Source organism: Pseudomonas sp. TWRC1-2 (assembly GCF_049896685.1).
Lineage (GTDB): Bacteria > Pseudomonadota > Gammaproteobacteria > Pseudomonadales > Pseudomonadaceae > Aquipseudomonas.
The window spans coordinates 336,924-351,701 of the sequence record NZ_JAFCUU010000003.1 but is presented as its reverse complement, the minus strand read 5'-3'; the positions used below and the strand labels follow the sequence as shown (position 1 = coordinate 351,701).

Sequence of the window (14,778 nt, the reverse complement as noted above, 5' to 3'; positions counted from 1 at the left end):
GACGTGCGCAAATAGGAAGCGATGATGAAGCCGCTGCTAAGAAACTTAGAAAACTATAAACACCATCCTTTTGAAAGCATGGAGCTTCCAATTGTAGAGTTCATTAGTAGCGAATTAAACAAGCTATCTGATAAAGCTCTAGCCAAAGACGCTTTCATTTTTATGCGCATTATTGAGTGCATTCTACAGCTAATTAGACGAAAGCTGCGCTCAACCCTTGACTTCCGAACCCAGCTGGACGAAATCAATATTGTCGTAGAAGGGGCCATTTGGTCTGATCAGTTTATAGAAGTTGATTCATCAAGGCGCTCGCGCTACAGCCGCGTCTGGCGACTCATCAAGTCCATGATCGTAGCTAGCCGCCCCGAACTTTCAAGTAATCCGCGTGTAGAACCTGCACGTATGAAGCTTGCTGAGAGGAGACAGGCAATTACTAAGTTCGAAAATATGGATAAATGCCCCGAAGCCTTGTGGTACTGGAGCAGTTGGCCCGTAGTCAATCAGACAGGTAAGCTCTCTTACCTGAGGCTTGGGAGACTCTATAAAAGTTTTGGATATGAATTCAGTAAGCGTTTTTATGAAACTTACAAGTCAATTGTAATCAACCAACGCGCTATAACTATCCACGGCGCCCATTCGCTTATTGAGTATTTAGCTGAAAATGCGAATACTTATAATGAGCAGAATTTGCAAGACCCCAAAAAATCCAAACAATTCCTGATGTCCTTTAGAAGTCATTATTTCACAAAGTGCTATGAGAACGGTAATGGCAGTAAGCTGAAAACAATTAGTAACACATGGCTATACTCAATTGATCCATTTGCGAAAAGACTAATAAAATCTGGACTGCTTGCAGCCCCCTATAAAGGCATGCCAGTTGGCACGCCGACATTCAACGGTACGCATACACCCAATCAAATAACCAGGGACGATGGGCGTGAGGAAAACATTAAGCTTACATTCCCTATACCGCTTGAAGTCACCGACGACGAAGCAATCAAACTTATCTTTGGTCAGGTTCAGCATGATCTAGAGTTGGTGAAACGCTGGGCGAAGGTAAAGATTGACTGCGTCACGCGTAAACAGGAAAAACTCACTCAGCAATACGCTAGGGTTTCACTTGCTGAAGAGTTGCAGGCATTTGATAATGCCAAGTCTCTGGAAGCTCACTGTTTCGAAACTTATAAGCGAATCGGGTTCGCCACCCATCATGATCTAAGGCTCGCAAAGTTCTATGACGCGCCCCTTAAGCAAGTCGCAGAAATACTTCCTCTGCCTACTACGAACAATATCGTCCCTTTCGCATACTTTCTGATTGCTCATCATAGCGAAATCACTCCAGATTTTTTGACTGAATGCAACCTCTATGACAAGATGGGAATGGTCTCAGGCTTGGAACATACAGACGCAGGGTGGTATCTAGTAGGCAACAAATACCGGAAAGGTGCAGAATTTGCACAACAAAAAATCCTCTTAAATGAGCAGACTTATCGAGCTGTCACCACGCTTATAGCTTTAACTGAGCCAGTGAGAGAATATCTTAAGAAAAAGAATAATCCTCTATCCCGCAAATTATTCATAAGCACCAGCGGTGGATTTCAAAAACCTAAAGGCCCAACAACTCTCACTGTTAGTACCTTGCTTAGGCAGAAAATGGTGGATGATCTCAAAGACTTGGGAGCATCTCAAGACCACGCCCAGACGCTATCGCAATATTGCACTCTTACAGCCGTAAGAGCGCTAGGCGGGGTAGCAAAGTACATAGAAACTGAAAGCTTAATTGAAGCAAGCAGAGCGCTTGGGCACACGCGTTTCGATTACAAGTTACTCAAACGCTATATACCCAAGCCCCTGATTACATTCTTTAACGATAGATGGATTAGAGTGTTCCAACAAGGCTTAATTTTGGAAGCAATGGAGGGAAGCGCTTACGCACTTGCAGCCACTGATTTCAAAACCAAAAAAGAAATGCATCAATTTCTCAGTAAGCACGCTCTCAAAGTCCGAAAAACAACCATAGATAACTCAAAAACTGAAGTGGCAGACGCTCAAAAAGAGGTGATCTTCTGTATTGATGAAGTGGTTCTCAACTCCATGTTAAAAATCGCCAGAGCGTCAGATGCAGACCAACTAACTGCAAGCGATCGTTACTGGTCTAAAATAGCCAAGCACTTGATTACCCACATCGAGTCGGAAGAATGCGCCAGGCCCGACTTCCAATATATGCTAGGCAATATAAAAGCAAAGGCAGCATAGAGAGCGCACTCATGGCCCAGCTAACGATCCCGCCAGAATTAAGCTTTCTAATAGAAGAACGCGAAGTGGCGCCTACAAAAGATTTTAAACTTCTGCACTCTAGTTACGAAGCAGATAAATGGTTCATCGCAGGAATCTCAAAACACATAAGTTTTGATTTAACGCTAGATGACGGTTCAAAGCTCAATCACAAGAAGAACAGCGTTCTGCTAGGGCAAATCAAGGCCTGGATAGCCATACAAGCATCCGAGCATATAAAACTTGGCGGAGCGTCAAAAAAAAGAATAACAACACGAATTTTAATAATCGTGGGAATATTGGACTATCTTCTGAAAAGCCAACATGCACCCGTAATTAGAAAATACGGGCTCAACGCTATAAACGAGCAAATTGTTAGAAATCTTCTCAACAAGATTACAAGCGAAAACACAACAGCCGCAAGATTCTACAATTGGCCGACCTCTTTAGAGAACCATATAAAGCTTTTGGCACAAGCTCAAAATGAGTGCTTCAACACCATTTGCTCGGACATAGCCCTTACTGATGATCAGTACAAAAATATACAAAAGCTCATTCTAAATGATTCCTGTATAACAATAAAAGAAGCCATTCGCAATCCAGCAAAAGCTTACAAACATATAGTTGACAATATTTATAAAAATACTCTTTATGGTTATCGAAACTTTACAATACCAGCGCACTTAGATTTTAAAAACTGGGAAGAAGAAGTTGCTGCTGAGGAAAACATTTATGCTCCAGTTCGCACCAAGCACGAGAGGATGATCAAACAGAACTACTCAACATATAGATCTTGCATAGAGTCTCTCAAGTACCTTGAAATGTTTGGGTATGAGTCACCCGAAGATTCAGTCATCGAGTACGTAGTAGAGGTTTCCGCAAAATTTTTTAATCTGCCGGAGCCTGACATGTATAGATCAATTCCTATTGAGATTGGCCTGCTTGGATTACGTAACTCCATCGAGTTCGTCTTACAGTATGGCAAGCACTTACTAGAAGCATTTGCCGATGTAGTTGAAGCATCAAAACAAGAAAAAATGGACCTTGTAGCATTTGTAAAAAAGCACGGGATTAGTAAATTTATACCGGAAACACTTCAGGAACTGGATATCAGTACTTGGTCAAAAAACATAAGACAGTCGGATTATCCGGATAATCTACTAAGGCGAGGGCTGCACGATTATGTTGTAATACTCTATGGAGCAGTACAAATTATCATCGGCACTCTAACTGCGCGTCGCCAAGATGAGTTGATGAACAGCACATGTGAAAACTTTAATAGGGAGCCCTTAACATTTGGTTTCTACATAGGTAAATCTGGTTTTGGGGACACTAGAGAATATACCGAACGACCCATTCCGGAAATTTGTATGAAACTGTCAGACTTAGTAGGTGATTTCCAAATAAGAATGGCCTCACTCGGTGCCGTCGCCTCCAAATTTTTTTCCATTCCTCGCCCTAAGAATATTAGCTTTTCAAGTGTGTCCCATACCAACTACAACCGCGCTTTTGACAAGGTCTGTGAGTATTTTAGTCTAAGATGTGACAAGACTAAACGAAGCTTTAACTTTAGACAGCATCAGCTCCGGAGGATGTTTGCTCAAGCGTTTTATTGGTCGGCATTCGGCGATCTGGATGTCCTTCGATGGTTTTTGGCCCACACGGACAAAGCACATGTCTACCGTTATATAACTGAGTACATACCAGGAGCAGTGCTGAACACAATCAAGGCGGAGTTCACAGCAGAATTTCTTATTCGAGGTAACGAAACACACTCCAAGCTTGAAGATGCAGTGAGGGCACGCTTCGGTACATCTTCATTTAGTTTGCTAGATCGCGAAGAGTTCGAATCCTACCTTGCTCATATGTTTGAAATGGGTCAAGTCGTGATGGAGCCAGATTTTCTCCAGCAAGACAATGGCGTAAAACTTCAATTCAAATATGAGATTGCCCATGCCTAAAAATACCCGTGCAAGTAGAAAGGCATTAAAGCTATCGAAGTTTCTACAGTCAATTATCCAAGCCCCGCCTGACTACGCTGAATGTAAAATAATCGCTGTCCAACTCAAATCACAGGGCGCAATGGCCTCACTCACGCGGCCAGAGTTAGGCATAGAACCAATTTCACTCAATGCATTAAAGACAGCATGTACAGAATGTTTCGATGAGGGTTTTCAACGTCTAGAGACCCTTCGCCTGCGAGCCCTTTCACACTTGAAAGATCAACTTTCTTCGATGAGTAGTTCTGAAAAACGGAATAAGCCATCGCTCCTGAGGGAAATAGGAGAACTCAAGGAAAGCAAGCAGCGCTTAGAAGGAAATCTACTGATATTGACGCAAGCATTGCGGTTGAGCATCGGCCTGTGTGAAAAATATGTTCGTCTTACAAATAAGCCTGAATACCGAGAAGCGTTTAATTTAGAGCGGCTGGAGGTTCTAGAAATGCTGTCCTATAGTGATAAACGGTGAGCGCGTGCCCAGAATCTATTCACTAACTGAGCAAGGCTTCAGGCTTCCATTTTCGCTACGCGGAAAAGGAGATTTAGAATTTGTAGACGCTGACAATATTCCTAAGATCTTTTGGCCTGATGGAAATTGGAATATTCCTGCTAATCTCTGGATGCTTAAGCTCTTCCATGATGGCCATTCGCGACTCAATGGTGGAGGCACTCTCGCCACATATGCTAATCAGTTGGCACCGATTCTACGATACGTGTGGTTGAACAGATTAGAACTTCATAAGCTAACCGACAAGCGTTTCGAGGCTTTCATGACCTCTATTCGTGGTGAACAGCACGCGGGAGCAGCGGGAATCCCTAAGCGAAATGAGGATACTGTAATCGCGGTAGGCCGGAGGTCTCTAGATTTTCTTGGGTTTGTAGGAAAACTTTACAACGGAGCATCTGGGATAGGCACGCATGAACGAATCAAAGCAGAAAAACGAGAGCATAAAATACAGTCCGGGGGAAGCTCTTACGGCGTTACATCGACAGTTATAAAAACTTATTGGCATCATCACTCATTTCCTGAGCCAAGCGGACCCAAAAAACGAAATGCCATAGCTACAGTCGATATCAGACGATTAAAATCGGCTGTACAACAGGCGTCAACATCTTCCTACATAAAAAAGCGTAGATACGTCATGTTGCTTCTTCTAGAAATTACTGGCGGACGCCGCAGCGAAGTTGGCAGTTTGACAGTGGCAGCTATCTATGAAGCATTGAAGATGAAAGAGCCGCTTTTAGAATTAAAATCTGTAAAACAGGGCGGTAATAAAACGGCTAAGCGGTTTATTCCGATTACTCGTACAGATCTAAAGTTCATTATTGAATTCATCGAGAAAAATCGCTCGATCATCGTAAGAAATAAATTACCTAAGGAAAAAGATCATGGGTTTTTGCTGATAAGCGAAAGAACAGGTGAACCCTTGAAGTGCAACACCCTGACACAAGAAGTTAGGTCATTACGGCTTGCTGCGGGCATCACAGGTCGCGCGCATCCACATATGTTCCGGCATCGGTTCATTACGAAGATGTTCGTTTCTTTCATAACGAGCCATGAAATCAAAGATAAAGAAGAGTTCAGATCCCGAATCCTTAACTTTGATCATTATAAAAGTAAGATCCTTGAATACACAGGGCAGAAAAGGCTTGAGAGCCTTGAGCATTATATAGATCTTTCTTTTGATGAGTACTTCGAAATCGACCGCATCAATAAACGGGTACGAGAAACCCTAGATATTGAGGCGGTCAAGCGAGCGCTGGAGCAATTAAGGACGGACTTAGATAATGGGCTAGAGCATGAAGCCATCAAACCAAGGATTGATTCAATACTTAATTAATTTTATGGTATTAGATCTTGGTCACCTTCAGATGATCAGTGTTTCCTCTACTTCAACACTTGGAGAAGTTAGTAATGCATTCTGTTCATCCGTAGTATAAACGATATGGTGGCGTATGCCTGACGCTGGCGACGACCATTCACCAACCATGGCATCCCCATCCTGCTCCATTAAATGATAAATATCTGCCTTTTGGTACATGTAAAAGCCAGGCGGCATCAACATGCTCTCTGTACCATTAGTAATGTAAGTCTTGGACGGTTCCTTAGATATTAGCCCCACTGGCAGCCCAAAGCTAAGTGGCCTAACTCTACCCTCCTGCATAGCCCAAACAGAACCCCTATGAAACTTAGATGCTACAGATTTCCAGCATGTCACAATTTGACTTTTTTCAGCAACTCTGACCACAGATGTTTGGAATAAGTGCACACTATCGAAGCCATAGTCCTTGGAGAGATCTTCCAGCATTACCTTTGCCGCCTCTTCTAGAACATAGATATCAGTTGAGCTGTGGACCCTTACCCACAGATGTCGAGCATAGCAATCTGAAACAGGCAAAGATTTTTTCAGGTTTTCCGCTGCTTTAATAAGTTTGTCTTTTGCATTCAAAAGAGCGTTTCGATGTTGCGGGCATTTTATAAAAACATGGTTAGACTTATGAGAGCGCGCATACTTTTTGTGGCCAGAGAGCATCTCTCGGAAAATCATCTTGCAGCCTGCGTAAGTATACTCATCTGGCCGTGACAACCTACTACCCACGAAATCTATTAGAAACTCAAGTGTGCTTGGCTTAATATATTGATTAGATTCAATATACAACTCTCCATTAAGCCCTATGTGATCCAAGCGTTTGGCAAACGCTTCTTTCAATCGATCACTCAAATTGTGGAATTCCGCTTCGTGAGCGGCCATTCCCTGGCTTTTGATTGATATGTAGTACTTAAATCCGCTAGCAAAGTCTACGACTAGGTCAAATCCCTTCTGGTTTCCCGGTGCTGGATAGACCTCCCCCTCACGGACACCGATAGAGCCACAAATGAGAATTTCAGTGATGAACCCATGCGCATTTTCAATTCCTGAACGGATTTTCTTAGCTGTGTTCTGGAGCCACCCCTCGTGTTTTGGTAGCAAATTTTGGATTGATTTGCCTAAGCCAAACAGTTCGCAGGTTGCTAGCCAGTCCCTCCTTTCCCAAAGCCTTTGAAGACGATGCCCATCCGGTTGCTCAAGCCATTCCTTTCCGAAAAGTCTCTCAACAGCCTCTAGACAATCTGTAGCGTACCCTGCCGGCTTCCCATGTCTAGGGCCCTCAAGGTGTGATGTATCTCGCCCAAAGCGGTTCATCATTATCTGCAAACCCTCGACCTAGCTCATCAAAAACATCGATAAAAGTAGAGCCCTAGCCTACAGTCTTTAACTGTAATCGTCTGGCCAACACACCTACCCAAACTTGGGCAGAAATTTGATCGTGGCTGGTCCACAGGTTGGCCAAAATGCGCATTTCCTAAGCGTCAACGGAGAAACGGCCCCACATGACTGCACCATTTATCACTGAGTTTCCGGCAATCTATGAGCGTGTCGCCACATTGCTCCCAAAGAAACCATGGCGTAAAACAGTTAATGATATTGAGCTACTCAGCCGACAAATTGCTGGGCGTGGAGGACAAGAGCAGGTAGAAAACCCTATTGCCTTTGGGCTCACTTTCTGGGAACGCCACCATTACGATCAACCAGTCGGGTATGAGTGGAACACCATGCTTGAAGCAATGTTGTTTTCAAAGCGAGTGCTGGATCTATGGGATGTCGTTGAGCAGGGTGGACTTGGGCCGCCTGATCTGAAGAAGAGATTTACAGGCGGATTTAAATTTGCGGCTGATATGAGAGCGCTGCAATTTGAACTTTACATGGCAGCCACTTTGTCCTCGCGAGGATGTATTATCGAGTGGCCAGAGGAGAGTAAAGGAATAGAAACATTCGATCTTCTAGTGTACCTTCCTGGAGGCACTACCCCCTTTGAGCTTGAGTGCAAATCGTTCGCTGGAGACAAAGGTTTCGCTGTTCGAATGGCAGACGGTCATCGCGTAATCGGCGCAGTACTGGAGAGGGTGTCGCTATCAGATACTCTTTCTTCGGAAGACGGTCGCGTCAGCATACTCACAATATCGATTTCTAATCCTGTACCAAAGTCGGCAACTGAATTTAAAGCGCTTATCGACCGTCTCGTATGTGCCATACAATCCAGGAAAGCCTATGACGACAACAACGGCATCCGTATTCAGTATGATTATTGCGAGGTGGTCGGCGATCCAGACCATCAGGATGCCTGCATCAATACTGCGTATCGGCTGCCTGGTCCTATGGTCGCCTTCGTCAGGTGCTCAGACATTGAGGATCGGCTTATGGGGATTCGGGTAATTTCGGAAGCCGATATTAAACTCTGGGATGAGGTCGAAAAAGTTGCTAGAAAAGCAATGGATGTCCAACTTACAGGGACGCGCCCCGGAGCTTTAGCATTGCAATTTATTAACGACACTGTTGAACCGTTTGATAACGTACTTGGGACGAGCAGCCAATATCACCGGCTATCCGAAAAGCTTTTTAAGAGAGAGCATGGTGTAGCCCTCATCCTTGCAAGCAGTATCGAGCTATATCCTGAAATGCCCGAGCCGCCCTACAGAGCGGATGCGTTTCAGACGGAAGCATGCAAAGTTGCGGCGCTCTATAATCCCTCTCATGACTTCCCCATAGCTAAATTAAAGGCATTGCTCGATCCTTATTGATGTCAGGGGGGATATTTCGGTATTTAACTCGGAATCCCCTCTTGCGCAACTGAACTGGTGAAGATTTGGTAGAAAGCTCACGAGGGCATCCTCAGAGTGATGGACGGCATCATCTGCTGTAAAATGCTGAGTCCAAGCTCAATATCCGAAGTAGCGGCTATATTTGTTGATCGCATTCCGTCCAGAAGCTTTAGAGGATGGGTTTGCAGTTTTGAAACGTCGATTCTGCGATGATGAATTTGCTGAAGCCTTTCAGAAACCGGCTCGACAGCGTTTGCCCGATTCCAAAGGCTGGATGATGAAGACGACCAAGTGCGCGAGCAGCGATTTCCCGCAGGTCTCAGTCAAGCGATCTTGGCGAAGATTTTATAGCCAGCTTACTACCACATCAGATGAGGCGTCGATTGGACAAGCCGTGAGCACTCAGTCCGCACAAGGTAAGAATCAGCGTAAGGGATCTATCCAATTCGTAGCGCTTAATGGCACGACAATATAGAATCTGTTCCCAGGCGTAAGGCCTAAGTCACTCTTCACTAATGATGAGGGTTATTTCTTACTCTTATAACTCATGGATCACGGAAGATGCTATTCAAACGTTGGACCGGATCGCAGCTACTACGTAAAAAAGATTTTGATCTAAGTTTTCTAAGACTTACTAAGTTATAAATAACTGAACTCTATTTATAACTACGATGCCAATATATCAAAACGACTAAAATATATCAAATAACATTCCAATTTAGAAATGAACGCAGGAGTAAAAAATCTTATGACGAGAATTAGCAAAATACTTTCTAAATGCGCTAAATATAAAATTCTTATCTTGGTGCTAGTACTGATTTCACCTTTGCTCTTCTTCGCCATTTTTACTTATATTCCGCAGATACCTAGATCTTTAGGGCTTCTCCAAAGTGAAAATGTGTCTGTGGGAAATGAAATCATATCTCTTGATAAGGCAATAATTGCAAAAGCCTGCACTGAGGACGGCAAAACGTGCATAGACGATGTACTCTTGTTATCAGGATATATAGATGAAGGAATGATCAAAAAGATCAAGCTTTTAGCTAATGAACACCAGATAAATACCATATGCTTCGCAACTAGGGGCGGCAGCAAAGAAGCAGCAATTCAAATAGGTGAGTGGATTAATAAAACTCACAAAAACACCTGCATGGCTGAAAAATATTTCACGGCAGTCGATCTTACTTTAACCTCCCCACTGTGCGCATCGGCTTGTCCATATGTATTGGCAATGGGTGTTGAGCGAACCGCACTTGGTAGCCACTTCAAGATTGGTATTCATAGCAGTGGATCTACTTGGGATTTCGGCATATTTTCTTTCGGCATAAACTCATCGAGATCAGATGCTACAAAAGACTACAAAAAAATGCTTGAAAGTAGCAACAACAGTTCTAACCATATACAAATGTTGTATGACAGCTTAGATACTCGGTTTGATAGCAAAAGATATTTGTCATCAGAAGAGCAAAAGCAGTACGCCCTGTTCACTGAATACCACTAGCTGAGCCTGGGATGGCGGCCGACAAGTCGCATTTTTTGCATCGCTAGAGACTAATCCATCAAACACTCCGCTTGCCCATTTTTTCAACAAAGCCCCGTGTTTATTCCTGAATTTACGCAGCTTGGTTGGAAAATTGGGTGCGTAAAATCCTCCGATGCTTCCGGGGTGTTCTCGCAGCAGACGCGGTAAAAACCTTACCTTTCTTCTCGAACTCAATCGGGTTCGTCATGGCGTAGCTATCAGAGAGGGCGGCGCCAACACTCCCTAGAATCCAACGATAGCAGTCGACATCTGCGTGGCGCCAGTAATCTGACCGTTCTGACTGGGCTGTATAGCGCGAATCGGAAACAGCACTCACAGCCAACGTGGCACTGGTAGATTCCAGAAAAAGAGTGTAAATACTATAGGCTTAAAGTTTGATCATGATGGACACATGGGATGTGACATGTCATTGCTAGCTCCTCACCTCGCCTGGCTTGAGCAAATAGATACTTATACTTCTGCCTGTGGATTACCAATTCCTGTTTTTGCCCTTAATCACGATGCGTTAGATGAAAAGATAATGTCTACATGGGCAAGCCACTTTCGGAACCACTACTGCCGTGATGATCAACTAAATTTTCTCAAGAACCCAATGCTTACAAATTCAGAATATTTACTTGCTGAAAAATTTCCGCACGAGACAATCCCCCCAGGCCCGAGCGTGAGAGCAGGCGATTTTGCGGAAATACTTATTGCTGATTATTTGCAATACGTTAGAAATTATCAAATTCCTCGAACTCGTTATGATCGCAAGGGCGGTACAAATGAATCAACTAGGGGTTCAGATGTAATCGCATTTAAGAAACTACAAGACATTGTCAGCGAAAACGATGAATTACTAGTTTTTGAAATTAAAGCTAAAGCAAGCGAAAACTCCAAAAGTAATGTGCTACAGAACGCGATTGATCACTCGATTAAAGATGAGTTGCGTATAGCAGAATCTCTGAGCACTATGAAACAAAAGCTTTTTGACAGAAATGACGTTGAAGGCGTTCTCCTAATAGATAGATTTCAACGTGAGCCCGACTATCCCTGTAAGCGTCGGTATGGCGCAGCAGCGGTATATACTACGTCCGCACTTCAAAAGGAAGTTATATCTAATTCGACCTCCACTGATCACCCCAATGCTGAAAAGCTAGAGTTACTAGTTGTAAGCGCTAACCATCTGATGGCTTTGATTCACGCGCTTTACCAGAGAGCCGCCGATGAAGCTTGAGATGAAGGGCAGGAATATACTAGATATAACTCGTGCAAAAGCGAAGCAATACGAATTCGGAATTGACGAGGAATATCATATTACTTTGCCCCAAGACCCAAAGCGGTTATTAGTATTCACAATTGGAATTCTTGGTGAACTAGCCGCACTTGAGTCCAGAGCTAACGATGAACGTTGGATACTAAAAGAAACCCTTAAGGAACAACTAGTACTTGCAGGTCAATACTTCGAATCTATGAGTATCGCTCGACTGAACGCAGGATCAGATGAATATCTGAGAATATTAAGCTCAGCATCTTACTATCTTGCCGACATGCCTGGAAGCTCCTTGGTATTAGCTAAAACTTTTTCCGATACAGCTAAGCCATTGACGGAAAGCGGGATGGAGAATCTTTTAGTTTGGTTGTTAAAATCTGATCTAAAGAATGGCTTCAAGTTAGTCCCCAAAGCACCTTATAACTCGTTAATATTTAATATTGCGAGAACTTACCGCTCATTTATTCACATGGAGGCCGACTTATCTGACGTGCTAGATGAGCTTTCAGCCTTCCGAACTGAAGTTTACCAAAGTGGCACGGATCGGGAAGTGCTGCTCGCTGACACTATCACTGCTTTGGTTAAAAGAAAAATTGATAATTCGTCGATTTCTTGCTTACCAAATTTTACCGGTCTGGAACTAGAACGGTGGAAGCAAACTCTTGCAAAAGATCACTTTATGAAGGAGTTCTGGCCCGCACAACGCCTGATTGGCAACCTAGGTGTACTGAAGGGCGCGTCGGCAGTCATACAAATGCCGACGAGCGCTGGAAAGACAAAGTCCGCTGAATTGATCGTCAGAAGCGCCTTTCTTTCGGGCCGAGCCAAGCTTGCGGTTGTAGTCGCACCATTTCGAGCTTTATGTCGAGAAATTTCACAAGGGTTCGCCGCTTCTTTTGAATACGACTCGGTTAACGTCAATGAGCTTAGGGATATCACGAACGTCGATGAAGATGAACAAGAATTTTTAAAATTTCTCTTAGGAGAAGCGTATAAAGGGCCGCACGAACATACCATCCTCGTATCCACACCAGAAAAACTCGTCTACCTACTTAGGCATGAGCCGTCTCTGGCAGAAAAAATAGAGCTTCTGATATTCGATGAAGGGCACCAGTTCGATAGTGGTAAGCGAGGAGTTACATATGAGTTACTCATCGCCTCACTCAAACAAACTATCCCTCCCTATGCCCAAAAAGTTTTAATTTCCGCAGTTATGTCAAATGCCGAAACAATCGGCGAATGGCTTAACGGTGAGGCAGGTAAGTATATTCAAGGTAGTAATTGGCTGCCTTCGATCAAAAGCGTTGCTTTTCTCAGCTGGAAAACAGATATGGGGCAGCTAAGCTATCTTGACCAGAGTAACAAATTTGCAAGCGGCCTCTATGTACCACAACTCATCCAGCAAATAAATCTAGGTCGCAAAGAGGGAGAAAATGAAGATCTCATTTTCCCTGCGAAGAATAAGCCCCAACAAATCTCCTGCTATCTGGGACTGAAACTTTGCCACCAGGGACCAGTAGCAATTTTCTGCGGCGATAAGAGATCCATTATAAACCACAGCCAAACTATTGTTGATATATATGAGCGCGGGTTTCTAACTCCAAAGCCTAACACTATATCTAATACTAATGAACTAGCCAAAATCCAGTTCCTGTCAGAACTGCATTTTTCCGACGAGCATATCTATTCAAAAGCCATTTCATTGGGGGTTCTTCCTCATAGCTCAGCCGTGCCAAATGGTCTCAGGCTTGCGGTAGAGTGGGCAATGGATAAGAAAGCTGCACACTTTGTAATCTGTACTTCAACATTGGCGCAAGGCGTGAATCTTCCTATAAAATATCTGCTCATATCGCAGGTAATTCAGGGTGGCCGCAAGATTTCCACTAGAGAGTTTCAGAATCTCATAGGTCGAGCTGGTCGATCTGGATATCATACGGAGGGAGGTATAATTTTTACAAACCCTAAAATTTATGATAGCCGTCATGTTTGGTTAGGTAGAGACCGATGGTGGAAAACGTTAGCTCTATTAGATTTCACCAATTCGGAAGTTTGTATCAGTAGCTTAATGGAAATTATAAAGCCTTTTGAATTTGAAAATGCCAAAGATGATCTTCTTCAATTCGTAGCTAGACCGTCGGCTAGGCGCACTGAATGGATTACTTGGTCAGAAGAGTCCGGCATTGATGTAGCACCATTGATGATCGAGATGGATTCGAAAGAGTCAACACTTAGCGCTATTGAAAGCTATTTCCTATCTATGCTCAAAGATGATCAGTCATTGCTTCAAATAGACTCCTTTCTAGGACTGGCGCGTGAGACACTGGCGTATCATTTGGCAGAAGATGACCAGAAAGAGCAACTACTTCAGGTATTTTCGGCAATTCATCTACGACTCCAAGCAATCCCTAAAGAGAAGTACTCTTACTTCGGCAAAACTTTACTTGGTCTCGATCAGCTACTGTTTATAGAAGCTTGGATTGATTCTAACATATGGGATCTTCAATTATGCGACTCTTCCATAGAACTACTGGACCCGTGCTGGGAAATAATTCGGAAATTCTCAAAAAATAAAACAATTTTAAATATGCGACCGGAAACTAGTGCGGTTGAGTTAGCAAAGCGGTGGTGCAAGGGGGACAGTTATTTTGGACTGCTTTCATACGCTCGTGAGAACCGGTTTACGGTTCGAGCAAAAACTAGAAATTATAAGGTCACTCAAGAGCACATAGTCGATTTTTGCGCCGCTCTTGCATATGATGGAATGCTGCTGGTGGGGTCGATAGCCGACATAGTCGAAGGCAAATCTATGGACGAAGAATTGCTAACTAAAACTCGTGCACTTCAGAATCAACTGAAGCTTGGTCTCTCTGATGAGTTGCATCTGTGGCTGCATAGCAAAGGATATGCAGACAGGGAAGTTTGTAAGCATGTTTCGAAAGTCCTCGAAAAAGTGATATTCAGAAAAAACATCATTGATCACCAGATACTAAAGAACAATCCCGAGCTTTTAGTCGAAGCGCTATCTTCACTACCATCTGTTTTTTCCGAAATAAAAGTCCGTTAAGGA

9 protein-coding genes are annotated in these 14,778 nt (G+C 43.5%); 8 read left to right on the top strand and 1 reads right to left on the bottom strand.

Going from position 1 to position 14,778, the window contains the following annotated elements; genetic code table 11:
- The first annotated feature begins 24 nt into the window (after nt 1-24).
- From ACP7B3_RS10420 to ACP7B3_RS10405, 4 genes are read left to right on the top strand one after another with little or no spacing between them, the layout of a single operon-like run.
- Nucleotides 25-2,256 carry a hypothetical protein gene (locus ACP7B3_RS10420; protein ID WP_426178755.1) on the top strand — a complete coding sequence of 744 codons (2,232 nt, stop codon included), beginning with the start codon at nt 25-27 and terminating at the stop codon, nt 2,254-2,256.
- A gap of 11 nt (nt 2,257-2,267) precedes the next feature.
- Complete coding sequence (locus ACP7B3_RS10415; protein WP_426178754.1) at nt 2,268-4,235, top strand: hypothetical protein; 1,968 nt, start codon at nt 2,268-2,270, stop codon at nt 4,233-4,235.
- Entirely contained in the window at nt 4,228-4,743 is a 516-nt protein-coding gene (locus ACP7B3_RS10410; protein WP_426178753.1) for a hypothetical protein, read from the top strand. Before ACP7B3_RS10415 ends, ACP7B3_RS10410 begins: the two co-directional genes overlap by 8 nt.
- Nucleotides 4,744-4,747: 4 nt before the next feature.
- Nucleotides 4,748-6,115 (top strand): site-specific integrase, encoded by a 1,368-nt coding sequence (locus ACP7B3_RS10405; RefSeq protein WP_426178752.1) that lies wholly within the window; start codon nt 4,748-4,750, stop codon nt 6,113-6,115.
- Nucleotides 6,116-6,142: 27 nt separating this feature from the next.
- On the opposite strand, the gene ACP7B3_RS10400 is transcribed toward ACP7B3_RS10405, so the two are convergent.
- Nucleotides 6,143-7,462 carry a hypothetical protein gene (locus tag ACP7B3_RS10400; RefSeq protein ID WP_426178751.1) on the bottom strand — a complete coding sequence of 440 codons (1,320 nt, stop codon included), beginning with the start codon at nt 7,460-7,462 and terminating at the stop codon, nt 6,143-6,145.
- Nucleotides 7,463-7,647: 185 nt separating this feature from the next.
- Between ACP7B3_RS10400 and ACP7B3_RS10395 the strand changes: the two genes are divergently transcribed.
- The 4 genes from ACP7B3_RS10395 (at nt 7,648) to ACP7B3_RS10380 (ending at nt 14,775) form a co-directional block, all read left to right on the top strand.
- Nucleotides 7,648-8,895, top strand: a complete 1,248-nt coding sequence (locus ACP7B3_RS10395; protein ID WP_426178750.1) for a hypothetical protein — start codon at nt 7,648-7,650, stop codon at nt 8,893-8,895.
- Nucleotides 8,896-9,664: 769 nt separating this feature from the next.
- Nucleotides 9,665-10,417 carry a hypothetical protein gene (locus tag ACP7B3_RS10390; RefSeq protein ID WP_426178749.1) on the top strand — a complete coding sequence of 251 codons (753 nt, stop codon included), beginning with the start codon at nt 9,665-9,667 and terminating at the stop codon, nt 10,415-10,417.
- A 445-nt stretch (nt 10,418-10,862) separates the two neighbouring features.
- Nucleotides 10,863-11,675 (top strand): Hachiman antiphage defense system protein HamA, encoded by an 813-nt coding sequence (locus ACP7B3_RS10385; RefSeq protein ID WP_426178748.1) that lies wholly within the window; start codon nt 10,863-10,865, stop codon nt 11,673-11,675.
- Nucleotides 11,665-14,775, top strand: coding sequence for a DEAD/DEAH box helicase (locus tag ACP7B3_RS10380; protein WP_426178747.1), 3,111 nt, complete (start codon nt 11,665-11,667; stop codon nt 14,773-14,775). Before ACP7B3_RS10385 ends, ACP7B3_RS10380 begins: the two co-directional genes overlap by 11 nt.
- Nucleotides 14,776-14,778: the final 3 nt, after the last annotated feature.

Bases quoted from the DNA above. Each gene is read 5' to 3' on its own strand.
- ACP7B3_RS10420 (WP_426178755.1), top strand. From the start codon at position 25: ATGAAGCCGCTGCTAAGAAACTTAGAAAACTATAAACACCATCCTTTT.
- ACP7B3_RS10415 (WP_426178754.1), top strand. From the start codon at position 2,268: ATGGCCCAGCTAACGATCCCGCCAGAATTAAGCTTTCTAATAGAAGAA.
- ACP7B3_RS10410 (WP_426178753.1), top strand. From the start codon at position 4,228: ATGCCTAAAAATACCCGTGCAAGTAGAAAGGCATTAAAGCTATCGAAG.
- ACP7B3_RS10400 (WP_426178751.1), bottom strand. From the start codon at position 7,462: ATGATGAACCGCTTTGGGCGAGATACATCACACCTTGAGGGCCCTAGA.
- ACP7B3_RS10395 (WP_426178750.1), top strand. From the start codon at position 7,648: ATGACTGCACCATTTATCACTGAGTTTCCGGCAATCTATGAGCGTGTC.
- ACP7B3_RS10390 (WP_426178749.1), top strand. From the start codon at position 9,665: ATGACGAGAATTAGCAAAATACTTTCTAAATGCGCTAAATATAAAATT.
- ACP7B3_RS10385 (WP_426178748.1), top strand. From the start codon at position 10,863: ATGTCATTGCTAGCTCCTCACCTCGCCTGGCTTGAGCAAATAGATACT.
- ACP7B3_RS10380 (WP_426178747.1), top strand. From the start codon at position 11,665: ATGAAGCTTGAGATGAAGGGCAGGAATATACTAGATATAACTCGTGCA.